9 protein-coding genes and 1 riboswitch are annotated in these 11066 nt (G+C 75.9%); of the genes, 6 read left to right on the top strand and 3 right to left on the bottom strand.

The window, feature by feature from the left end; translation table 11 throughout:
- The coding region (locus CNO22_RS01445) for a transposase (RefSeq protein WP_232806713.1) at positions 1-712 on the top strand (712 nt) is incomplete at its 5' end.
- A gap of 243 nt (positions 713-955) precedes the next feature.
- On the opposite strand, the gene CNO22_RS01440 is transcribed toward CNO22_RS01445, so the two are convergent.
- Both CNO22_RS01440 and CNO22_RS01435 read right to left on the bottom strand, forming a co-directional pair.
- Positions 956-2752, bottom strand: coding sequence for an SCO7613 C-terminal domain-containing membrane protein (locus tag CNO22_RS01440; protein ID WP_157936736.1), 1797 nt, complete (start codon positions 2750-2752; stop codon positions 956-958).
- Positions 2753-2812: 60 nt separating this feature from the next.
- The gene (locus tag CNO22_RS01435; RefSeq protein WP_100497577.1) at positions 2813-4933 is read right to left on the bottom strand and encodes a DUF2157 domain-containing protein; all 2121 of its coding nucleotides are present in this window, start codon (positions 4931-4933) and stop codon (positions 2813-2815) included.
- 127 nt (positions 4934-5060) lie between these two features.
- Between CNO22_RS01435 and CNO22_RS01430 the strand changes: the two genes are divergently transcribed.
- The 5 genes from CNO22_RS01430 (at position 5061) to CNO22_RS01410 (ending at position 10606) form a co-directional block, all read left to right on the top strand.
- Positions 5061-6662 carry an ABC-F family ATP-binding cassette domain-containing protein gene (locus tag CNO22_RS01430; RefSeq protein WP_100497586.1) on the top strand — a complete coding sequence of 534 codons (1602 nt, stop codon included), beginning with the start codon at positions 5061-5063 and terminating at the stop codon, positions 6660-6662.
- Positions 6663-7119: 457 nt separating this feature from the next.
- Entirely contained in the window at positions 7120-7347 is a 228-nt protein-coding gene (locus CNO22_RS01425; protein ID WP_100497576.1) for a helix-turn-helix domain-containing protein, read from the top strand.
- Positions 7348-7370: 23 nt separating this feature from the next.
- Positions 7371-8120 carry an enoyl-CoA hydratase/isomerase family protein gene (locus tag CNO22_RS01420; protein ID WP_232806712.1) on the top strand — a complete coding sequence of 250 codons (750 nt, stop codon included), beginning with the start codon at positions 7371-7373 and terminating at the stop codon, positions 8118-8120.
- Between the two features lie 85 nt (positions 8121-8205).
- The gene (locus tag CNO22_RS01415) at positions 8206-10098 is read left to right on the top strand and encodes an ABC transporter ATP-binding protein (protein WP_100497574.1); all 1893 of its coding nucleotides are present in this window, start codon (positions 8206-8208) and stop codon (positions 10096-10098) included.
- A gap of 43 nt (positions 10099-10141) precedes the next feature.
- Positions 10142-10606, top strand: a complete 465-nt coding sequence (locus CNO22_RS01410; RefSeq protein WP_100497573.1) for an SgcJ/EcaC family oxidoreductase — start codon at positions 10142-10144, stop codon at positions 10604-10606.
- Between the two features lie 60 nt (positions 10607-10666).
- On the opposite strand, the gene CNO22_RS01405 is transcribed toward CNO22_RS01410, so the two are convergent.
- Positions 10667-10981, bottom strand: a complete 315-nt coding sequence (locus CNO22_RS01405) for a DMT family transporter (protein ID WP_198588036.1) — start codon at positions 10979-10981, stop codon at positions 10667-10669.
- An 11-nt stretch (positions 10982-10992) separates the two neighbouring features.
- Positions 10993-11058: riboswitch (guanidine-III (ykkC-III) riboswitch) on the bottom strand.
- Positions 11059-11066 lie beyond the last annotated feature (8 nt).

Below are 11066 nucleotides of genomic sequence, written 5' to 3'. Positions count from 1 at the left end.
CAAGACCGTGACCCGCCGGGTCGACGGGTTCAAAGCCCATCTGGTGGCCGAACCGGACACCGGGCTGATCACCGGCTGCACGCTGACGCGCGCCAGCGGTCCAGACACCGGCGACGGCGCCGTCGGCCTCGGCCTGCTCGCCGAGGACCGCACGATCGACCAGCCGGTGGAGGTGTTGGCCGACTCCGCCTACGGCACCGGCGCGATGCTCGCCGCGCTGGCGGCCGCCGGGCACACCGCGGTGATCAAGCCCTGGCCGCTGCACTCGCTGATCCCCGGCGGGTTCACCGCCGCCGACTTCGGCATCGACGAGCCGGCCGGCACGGTGACCTGCCCGGCCGGGCACACCGTTGCCTACACCCCAGGCAAACGCATCGCGCGCTTCGGCGACCGGTGCACCCGATGCCCGCTGCGGGCCCGGTGCACCACCAGCACCCGCGGACGCAGTGTGCTGGTGGCCGAGCACGACGCCCTGACTCGCGCTCACCGAGCTCACGCTGCAGACCCGGACTTCCAGGCCCTCTACCGACGGCACCGGCCGATGGTCGAACGCTCCATCGCCTGGATCACCCGCGGAGCGCGCCGAGTGCCCTACCGCGGCGTGATTCCCAACGACGCTTGGCTTCACCTACGGGTCGCCGCGATCAACCTGCGTCGTCTGCTCACCCTCGGCCTCACCGGCACCGGCGGACACTGGGCCCTGGCCTCTTGACCGCCTTCCTCCGCCCGAGCACCGTGAACGGCGGGCAGAGGGCGACCTCTCTGTCGCACCCCCGGGTGCTGACCGCACTGCAGCACGACTGCCGCGAGGCGCCCTGCCCCCTTATTCAGCAGACTCCTAGAAGGACCCCTCTGCCCCCCACGCCTCGCAAGCTCGGCGCGGGACCCTGCAGAGGGGCCGACGGTATGACCTTGCGGCCCGCGTCCCTGCCAGGGGCGCGGGCCGTCGTCGTGTCTACCTCATCTCCGCCAGGCGGGCGCCGAAGCCGGCGACGGGGTGGCGCTCCCGCCGGGCGCCGACCGCCAGCAGTACCACGCCCACCGCGAGGGCGCCGGTGACCGGCAGCGGCAGCGCCAGCACGGCCAGGCCGAGAGCCAGCGCCACCGCGGTCCACGCGGCGACGAGCAGGGGCGCGCGCACCGCCCGCCACGCGGCCGTGGCCATCACCGCGGCAGCCACGAGGAGCACCAGCACCGGGCGGGTACTGCCGGGTGCCACGACCGCCCACACCACTGACGGGACCGCCGCCATCAGCAGTCCTGGGCCCCACGTCGGCCAGGACGGTCCGTCGGCCAGCCGCGGTCCCGCGCCCAGCAGCAGCCCCAGAGCGGCCGGCAGCGTGTAGGCCTCGGGCACCGACGCGTCCGCCAACGCGGCGGCCGTCCACGCCGCGCCCACCAGCTGGGCGGCGCCGGCCCGCCAGGCAGGGGAGCCCTCGGGCTGGGCCCTCCGCGGGTCCGGCATGTGCCAGACGAACCAGCCCCACGCGCACGTGACCAGCCCCTGGGTGGCCAGCTGCACCGCCAGCACGCCGCGGTCGCGCGCGACGACCAGCAGCACCACGGCCAGTCCCGCGCACACCGCGCCGGTGACGACGGTGGCCCGCCGGGTCTGCGGGTCGAGCACCAGGCCCACGCCGAGCGACGCCGCGTAGAGCAGTCCCAGGGCGCCCGCGGCCAGGCCGATCCCGACCAGCCCGCTCGCGGCCGCGACCAACGCGGCGGCGGCCAGGCAGCCCACCGCCGCAGGGACGGCGACCGGCCGGTCGTCGCGCCGCAGCGCCGCGACCAGCACGCACGGCAGCGCGGTGAGCACCAGCAGGAGGACCAGCTCCAGCCACCGCGACCCGGCGACCAGCCGGCCGACGCTGAGCACCACCAGCGTGCCGCCCGCCGCCAGGGCCGCCGGCAGGAACAGCCCGCGCACCCAGCCGGTCAGCAGCGCCGCCGCGCCCGCCGCGATGAGCACCCCGGTGTAGCCCGCGAGCAGCACCGCACCGGGCCCCGGGGCGCCGAGCGCGCCACCGAGCGCCGCACCCGAGACCGCGCCGGCGAGCACGGGGACGGCGACCGGTGGCCCGAGCAGCGGCTCCAGGGTGCGGTCCAGGCGGGCGGCGATCAGCTCCAGGGCGGCCGCGACGGTCAGCGCGGCCGATGTCCAGCGGGCGGCTGCGTCCCCGCTCCACGCCGTCCCCAGGGCGCTCACCACCCCAGCGACCCACCAGGGCGCGGTGGTGACCAGGGCGAGGCGGGCGACGAGCCGCCGGGCGCCGAGGGCGACGCCGAGCCCGACGAGCGCGACGGTCAGCATCCCGACCATGCGGACCGTGCCGGCCTCGGAGCCGTCGAGGACGCGCACCGCCGCCAGTTGCACGGCGAGCCAGGCCGCCAACGGCCAGGTGGCCGGGCGCCGCAGCAGCCCGGCGAGGACGAGGAAGACCCCGCCCAGCACCAGCGGGGGGACGACGGAGCCGCGCAGCAGCGGGGTCCCGGCGTCGGCACCCAGCACGGCCAGCCCCACCGCGGCGGCGGCGAGGGTCTCCTCGGTGGCGCGCAGCCGGGCGTGCGACCCCCACGCCGACGCGCCGGCGGCCACCGCGGCCAACGCCAGCAGCAGCACCCGGGCGGACCCGCCGCCGTAGACCGCCGCCGCGGCCCCGCCGGCGCTGACGACCAGCACGGCGCCGACGACGAGCAGCAGCAGCGGCGGCCGGGCGCGGTAGGGGAGCGGTGGCACCGGCGCTGGGCCCACGACCTCCCCCTCTCGCGTCCGTGCGACCGGTCCACGGTAGGGCGGGGCCTTCCCGGCCGCTCAGCGCATCTGCGTCACCCAGGCCACCGCCTCGCGGGCCTGCTGCCGCCGGCGCTCGTAGGTCGCGCCCAGCGCCAGCAGGAGCAGCCCCACCACCGCCAGCGTCAGCCACCGGGGGACCAGCGGCGCGTAGGGGGTCAGCCGGCCCAGCACCACGAACGCCAGCGAGGCGGCGCCCACCACGAACGGTGCCTGCCGGTGGGTCAGGGTGCCGACGACGGTCAGCGCGCCGGCGGCCACGACGACGAGCACCAGCCGCACCGCCGACGGCTCGGCGACGACCACCAGGGCCGAGGGGACCAGCGCGGTGGCCACCGCTGCGCCCTCCGCGGCCCACGACCGGGCGCCGGCGCGCAGCTGCGGCAGGGCCACGACCAGGAGACCCGCCGCGGCCGGCAGCGTGTAGACCTCGACGGTCTGGACCGCCGCGCCGCCGGCGGCCACCCAGCAGGCCACGACCAGGTCGGCGACGGCGAGCACCGCCACGTCGCGCCGGTGCGTCACGAGCGCGTAGGCCCCGGCCGCGGCGCCGGCGACGGCGAGCTGGACGGCCACCTGGCCCCAGGCGCCCGTCTCCGCCGTGGACACCGTGGCCAGCAGCGTGGCCAGCGTCGCCGCCCCGGCCGCCGCGGGCTCCTCGGGCCGGCCGGCGCGGGCGGCGGCCAGTGCGAAGCCGGCCGCGGCGACCAGCACGACCAGCAGCCCGGCGACGGCGGTGCCCAGCCATCCGTCCTCCCGGGCGAGCAGCACCGCCCCGACCGGGCACAGCAGCGCGGCGACCGTGGCCCGCGGTCGGAGCGCGGGCAGCCGGACCGCGGCCAGCGTGGCGGGCACCGTGCCGGCGAGGACGACGAGGCCGAGGACTCCGACGCGCCCGTCCAGCGCCAGCAGCGCCGCACCACCGCCGGTGAGCAGCCCGCCGGAGGTCAGCAGAGCGGCCAGCGCCGTCCGGCGCGGCACGGCGGGCACGGCTGCGGTGAGCAGGACGAGGCCCAGCCCCGCGGCGGCGATCCAGCCGGGCAGGTCGGCTCGCGCCAGCGCGCCGGTCAGCGCCAGCGCGGTGGCGGCGGCCCCCGCAGCGGCCACGGCTGGGGCGGCGGGGAGCCGGCCGGCCAGCCGCGCGTCCTGGCGGAGCAGCAGCCCGACCGCGCCGGCGGCGGCGAGCAGGGCGGTCGCCGTCCACGCGTCGACCGTCGTCCCCGCCCACGCCACGACCACGCCACCGACCGCCGCCGCGGCCGCCCACAGGGCGGCCAGCACCTGCGCGACCGGAGCCAGCACGCGGCGCAGGCGCAGCAGGACGACCACGTCGAGCAGCGCCGTGCCCAGCACGGCCGCCACCCCGGCGGCCCCGAGGATGGCGTCCGCGGGGAGCAGCAGGAGCGGGACGAGCTGGACGGCGAGCAGGGCGACCAGCGGCCAGGTGGCGGTGCTGCGGGTCAGCCGGCTCGAGGCGAGCGCGACCGCCGCGACGACGGTGCAGGAGACCGCGGTCCACGGCCGCACCGGGACGCCGTCCAGACCCCACAGCCCCAGCGCGTGCGCGGCGCCGAGGTCGACGGTGAGCAGTGCCGCACCCGCCGCGGCCAGTGCCTCCTCGGTGGCCCGCAGGCCGCGGCGCGCCGTCCAGGCCGAGACGCCGCAGGCGGTGGCGGTGACGGTCGCCATCACGGCGGACTGGAAGACCAGGCCCAGCCGGGTCCAGGCGACCGCGACGAACGCGATGCCGGCGGCCACCACGAGCAGCGCGCCCAGGCCCAGGAGGACCTGCTGCGGGCTGACCCGGCGCGGCGGCCGGTCCGGCGGTGCGGGGGACGGCGGCGGTGGCGCGGCGACCGGCGGCACCGGGGGAACGGAGGCGGGAACGGGGTGGCCGGGAGCGGCGGCCCGGGCAGGAGGTGGCGGCGCAGTCGCCGTCGTCGCCGTCCGCAGGGTGGCCAGCAGCCGGTCGCGGTCGCGGACCAGCTCGTCGATGGTCGCCCCGATGCGGGCGACGACGCGGGCCGCCTCGCCCACGGCGGGCAGCCCGCAGGAGGAGCACGGCGCCGGCCCGGGCCCGGCGCTCGGCAGGCCGCACACCGGGCACGGCGGGCCCCACGAGGGGCCGGACGTCGAGGTCATGGCCGAGATGGTGGCGTGTCGGGGGCCCGCGTGGGAGCCGCTCCGCCCGGCTGTGGACGACGGGCTGCCGCCGACGTCACCCGCATCCTGGTCGGTAGCGGGCCGTCGAGCGCCTATCCTGGGATCAGTGATCACGACGACCGGCCTCGAGCTGCGCGCCGGGGCTCGCGTCCTCATCAGTGATGCGACCCTCCGCGTGCAGCCCGGCGACCGCATCGGCCTCGTCGGCCGCAACGGCGCCGGCAAGACCACCACCCTGACCACGCTCGCCGGCGAGCGGCTGCCGCACGCGGGCAAGGTGGAGGTCACCGGCGAGATCGGCTACCTGCCACAGGACCCCCGCAGCGGCGACCTCGACACCACGGCCAGCGACCGCGTGCTGTCCGGCCGCGGGCTCGACGTGCTGCGCGCGCAGATGACCAAGGCGCAGGTCGCGATGGCCGAGCCCGCCGACGACGCGGAGCGCGACCGGGCGGTGCGCCGCTACGGGCGCCTGGAGGACCACTTCGCCGCGCTGGGCGGGTACGCCGCCGAGAGCGAGGCGGCGCGGATCTGCACCGCGCTCGGGCTGCCCGACCGAGTGCTGCAGCAGCCGCTGCGCACCCTGTCCGGTGGTCAGCGGCGCCGTGTCGAGCTCGCCCGCATCCTCTTCTCCGACGCCGAGACGCTGCTGCTCGACGAGCCCACCAACCACCTCGACGCCGACTCGATCACCTGGCTGAAGACGTTCCTCGCCGCGCACAAGGGCGGCCTGATCGTCATCAGCCACGACGTCGAGCTGCTGGACGCCGTCGTCAACAAGGTCTGGCACCTCGACGCCAACCGGGCGACGGTCGACGTCTACAACCTCGGGTGGAAGCCCTACCTCGCCCAGCGGGAGACCGACGAGCGCCGGCGGCGGCAGGAGCGGGCCAACACCGAGCGCAAGATCGACGCGTTGAACGCACAGGCGGACAAGATGCGCGCCAAGGCCACCAAGGCCAAGGCCGCGCAGAGCATGGACAAGCGAGCCCAGCGGCTGGCCGCCGGGCTCGATGAGATCCGCGTCGCCGACCGGGTGGCGAAGCTGCGGTTCCCGACGCCGGCCCCGTGCGGCAGGACGCCGCTGACCGCGGAGGGGCTGTCGAAGAGCTACGGCTCGCTCGAGGTCTTCACCGACGTCGACCTGGCCGTCGACCGGGGCGCGCGGGTCGTCGTCCTCGGCCTGAACGGCGCGGGGAAGACGACGCTGCTGCGCATGCTGGCCGGCACCGAGACGCCCGACACCGGTGAGGTCAAGCCCGGGCACGGGCTGCGCGTCGGCTACTACGCGCAGGAGCACGAGACCCTCGACCACGACCGCTCGCTGCTGGAGAACATGCGCGCGGCCGCGCCGCAGAGCATCGACACCGAGCTGCGCCGGATCCTCGGCGCGTTCCTGTTCTCCGCGGACGCCGCCGACCAGCGTGCGGGCACCCTCTCCGGCGGCGAGAAGACCCGGCTGGCGATGGCCACGCTGGTCGTCTCGGGCGCCAACGTGCTGCTGCTCGACGAGCCGACCAACAACCTCGACCCGGCCAGCCGCGAGCAGGTGCTCGACGCGCTGCGCACCTACACCGGGGCGATCGTGCTCGTCACCCACGACGAGGGCGCGGTGCGCGCGCTCGACCCCGACAAGGTGATCCTGCTGCCCGACGGCACCGAGGACGCCTGGAGCGAGGACCTCGCCGACCTGGTCGAGCTGGCGTAGTGACATCGCCGTCCTACCGGACGGCACCGCGGCCACGGGCCGTCCCCGTCCACCGTTGAGCCGCTGCCCGTGTCCCGGTCGGGAGGCCCTCCGGGCCCCCGCGACCGTGCCACCCCGGCCGGGTGCCGTCCCCCTGTTGCGTCGACCCCGTGCCATCCCTGGATGCCGCTGGACCGGGCCCGCCGGCACCTGTGACGGCTCGTCATCGCCCGGCGCACGGTGTACGGCGTCCCAAGCGCGCACGGGGGCGCGAGGTGCCCGCGCGGCACGCTTCGGAGCCGTCCTGGCACCGTCGATCGGCGACCTCCCAGCTTCCTGTCTCCTTCGCGTGGCCGGTGTCGCCCGTCCGGGTGATCATGAGGTGGTGGGACGCCGAGGTCAGCGGGGCCCGGCGCCGACGGGACGAGCAGCCGCGCCGGGCCACGGGCCCGCGGCTGGTTGCTGACGGAGGGGAGTCATGGCCGACTCGAGCACCGCGGATCTCGGCAAGGGCAAGCGCATCACCGGGGGCGACCGCACCTCGCTGGCCGACGAGCTGCGCAAGCGCTACGACGGCGGCGAGAGCATCCGGTCGCTGGCGTCGTCGACCAACCGGTCCTACGGCTTCGTGCACCGGCTCCTGTCGGAGTCCGGTGCGACCCTGCGCAGTCGCGGGGGAGCCAACCGGAACAGCAAGAAGAGTTGACCGGGGTCGACCAGGACGGGTGGGTGAGGACGGCCCGCGACGGCGCCGTCCTCACCGTCACCCTCGACCGGCCGGAGCAGCTCAACGCGCAGACCCCGGCCACCTGGGCGGCCCTGGCCGCCGTCGGCGCCTCGCTGGACGACGACGTACGGGTCGTCGTGGTCCGCGGCGAGGGGCGCTCCTTCTCCGCGGGCCTGGACCGCAGCCTGTTCAGCACCGACCCCGGCACCGCCGGCGGCCTCGGTGAGCTGGGCCGGCTGCCCGCCGAGGAGACCCAGGAGCGCATCCGCCGCTACCAGGGCGGCTTCCGGTGGCTGCGCTCGCCGGGGATCGTCTCGATCGCCGCGGTGCAGGGGCACGCCATCGGTGCCGGCGCACAGCTGGCGCTCGCCTGCGACCTGCGCGTGCTGGCCGAGGACGCCCACCTGCGGCTGCCCGAGGCCACCCTCGGGCTGGTGCCCGACCTCACCGGCACCAGCACGCTGACCGAGCTGATGGGCTACTCGCGGGCGATGGAGATCTGCCTGACCGGCCGCCCGGTGCCCGCCGCGGAGGCGCTCGCGCTCGGGCTGGCCAACGCCGTCGTCCCGGCCGCCGCGCTGGACGAGGCGGTGGGCGCGCTGGTCGCGGCCATCACGGCAGCCCCCGTGGGCGCCAGCCGGGAGACCGCGGCGCTGGTCCGCTCCGCCGTCCGCAACGACCCGGAGGCCCAGGACGCCGCCGAGCGGGCCGCGCAGACCCGCCGCCTGGCCGAGCTGGTCGGGGGCCGCTGAACCGTCGGAGGGCGCTGCCAGACTCCCCGCGGAACAGCCCGCCCGGGAGGGGTGTTGGCCGGTCGGGAGAGGGGGTGGCAGCGACATGAGCGGTCCCATGACCTCCATGGCGGCGATGCGGTCGTTCCGCCGCGACCCGTCGGTCGTCGCGCGCGAGCTTCCCAAGGGCACCGTCCGGCGCATCCTCGGCATCGCCCGGCCCTACCGGCGCGAGCTGACCTGGTTCCTGCTGCTGGTGGTCGGCTCGTCGGTCATCGGCGTGCTGACCCCGCTGCTGGCCGGGCAGATCGTCAACCGGATCGCCGGCCTGGAGGGGACGGCGGGCGACATCGTCCGCATCGCGCTGCTCATCGCCGGCCTCGCCGTCGTCGACGCCGGCATCTCCCTGGCCACCCGCTGGTACTCGGCGCGGATCGGCGAGGGCGTCATCTACGACCTGCGCAGCCGGGTGTTCGAGCACGTGCAGCGGATGCCGGTCGCCTTCTTCACCCGCACCCAGACCGGCGCGCTGGTCAGCCGGCTGAACAACGACGTCATCGGCGCCCAGCAGGCCTTCACCTCGACGCTGTCCGGGGTGCTCTCCAACGTCATCGGCCTGGTGCTCACCGCCGGCGTCATGTTCTCGCTGTCCTGGCAGATCACCGCGCTCTCGCTGGTGCTGGTGCCGGTGTTCGTGCTGCCCGCCCGCCGGATCGGCCGGCGGCTGCAGGAGATCACCCGGGAGTCCTACGGGCTCAACGCCTCGATGAACGCGACGATGACCGAGCGGTTCAACGTCGCCGGCGCGCTGCTGGTCAAGCTGTTCGGCCGGCCCGAGGCCGAGGCGGAGGGCTTCCGCGGCCGGGCGGCCCGCGTCCGCGACATCGGCGTCCTGTCGGCCATGTACGGCCGCACCTTCTTCACCGCGCTCACGCTCGTCGCGGCGCTGGCCACCGCGCTGGTCTACGGCCTCGGCGGCTGGTTGGCCTTCACCGGGTCACTCAGCCCCGGTGACGTGGTGGCCCTGGCGCTGCTGCTGTCCCGGCTCTACGGCCCGCTGACGGCGCTGTCCAACGTCCGGGTCGACGTGATGAGCGCGATGGTCAGCTTCGACCGGGTCTTCGAGGTGCTCGACCTGCGGCCGATGATCCGCGAGGCGCCCGACGCCGTCCCGCTGCCCCCGGACGACCGGTCGATCGAGTTCGAGCACGTCTCCTTCAGCTACCCGTCGGCCGCGGACGTCTCGTTACCGTCACTGGAAGACGTGTCGCTGCCCGAGCACGGCGGGCCCACGGCGGTCCTGCACGACGTGTCCTTCCGCGTCGAGCCCGGCCAGCTCGTCGCGCTGGTCGGCCACTCCGGAGCCGGCAAATCCACGATCGCCAACCTGGTACCGCGGCTGTACGACGCGACCAGTGGCACCGTGCGGGTCGGGGGCATCGACGTCCGGCAGGCCACGCTGGCCTCGCTGCGCGACACGATCGGCGTGGTCAGCCAGGACGCGCACCTGTTCCACGACATGATCCGCGCCAACCTGCTCTACGCCCGCCCGACGGCGACCGACGACGAGCTGTGGGCCGCGCTCGGCGGCGCCCGCATCGCCGGCCTGGTCCGGTCGCTGCCCGACGGACTGGACACCGTGGTCGGCGACCGCGGCCACCGGCTCTCCGGCGGGGAGAAGCAGCGGCTGGCGATCGCCCGGGTGCTGCTCAAGGCGCCGGGCGTCGTGATCCTCGACGAGGCCACCGCCCACCTCGACAGCGAGTCGGAGGTGGCGGTGCAGCACGCGCTGGACACCGCGCTGGCCGGTCGGACGTCGCTGGTGATCGCGCACCGGCTGTCCACGATCCGCAGCGCCGACCAGATCCTCGTGGTCGACGACGGTCGCATCGCGGAGTCGGGTACACACAAGGAGTTGCTGGCGCTCGGCGGCCGGTACGCCGACCTGTACCGGACCCAGTTCGCCGTCGGGGAGGGGCGAACGGTGGGCGCGGCCTGACCACTACCGTTCCTCCTGTCCCAGCAACGCAGGAGGAGCCAGCGTGACGTCCGCGCACCCGAACGACGCCCAGATCCGCGCGCTCTACGCCCAGTTCCTCGACGGCTGGAACCGGCGCAGCGGCGCCGCGGTCGCCGCTGCCTTCGCCGACGACGGGGACATCATCGGCTACGACGGCACCCACCACCACGGGCGCCTGGCCATCGCCGCCGACTTCCGGCAGATCTTCGCCAGCCACCAGACGGCCGCCTACACCGCGGTGATCCGCTCCGTGCGCCCGGTGGCGTCGGGCGTCGCGGTGCTCCTGGCGCACGCCGGGATGATCCCGCCGGGGAACAACGACATCGACCCGCGTTACCACACGGTGCACACGGTGACCGCGGTCGACGAGGGCGCCGGCCGCTGGCGGATCTCCCTGCTCCAGGCCACCCCGGCGGCCTGGCACCAGCACCCCGGGGCGCGCGAGGCGCTCACCCGGGAGCTGCGCGGGCTGCTCGCACCGCAGTGACCTGCGGTTCGTCATCCCCGGTACAGCGACTGTAAGCGGCGTACCGGGGCGACGGCCGCCTCAGTGCAGGACCTTGAGCCCCACGACGCAGCCGACGATCCCGGCGAGCAGCAGCAGCCGCACCGCCGACACCGGCTCCTCGCCGGACACCATGGCGATCACGACGGTCAGCACCGCGCCGATGCCCACCCACACCGCATACGCCGTCCCGACGGGCAGCTCGCGCATGGCGTAGGCCAGACCGACCATGCTCAGCGTCATGGCGACGCCGAAGACCACCGACGGGACGAGGCGGCTGAACCCCTCCGAGCGGCCCAGCGCGGTGGCCCAGACGGCCTCCAGCACACCGGACAGGACGAGCACCAGCCAGGACACGACGGCCTCCACAGGCGCCGTCTTGTCGCTGTCCGGGTACGGCACCGCTCGTCCGGGGGCCTGGAGGAGGCCCGGGCCCCATGGT

Source organism: Geodermatophilus chilensis, from assembly GCF_002802985.1.
In the GTDB taxonomy this organism is placed as follows: Bacteria; Actinomycetota; Actinomycetes; order Mycobacteriales; family Geodermatophilaceae; genus Geodermatophilus; species Geodermatophilus chilensis.
Note: the sequence above shows the minus strand (reverse complement) of the source record. Positions and strands in the feature narration are given on the sequence as shown.

Coding starts and splice junctions, on each gene's coding strand:
- CNO22_RS01435 (WP_100497577.1), bottom strand. CDS start 4,933: ATGACCTCGACGTCCGGCCCCTCGTGGGGCCCGCCGTGCCCGGTGTGC.
- CNO22_RS01425 (WP_100497576.1), top strand. CDS start 7,120: ATGGCCGACTCGAGCACCGCGGATCTCGGCAAGGGCAAGCGCATCACC.
- CNO22_RS01415 (WP_100497574.1), top strand. CDS start 8,206: ATGAGCGGTCCCATGACCTCCATGGCGGCGATGCGGTCGTTCCGCCGC.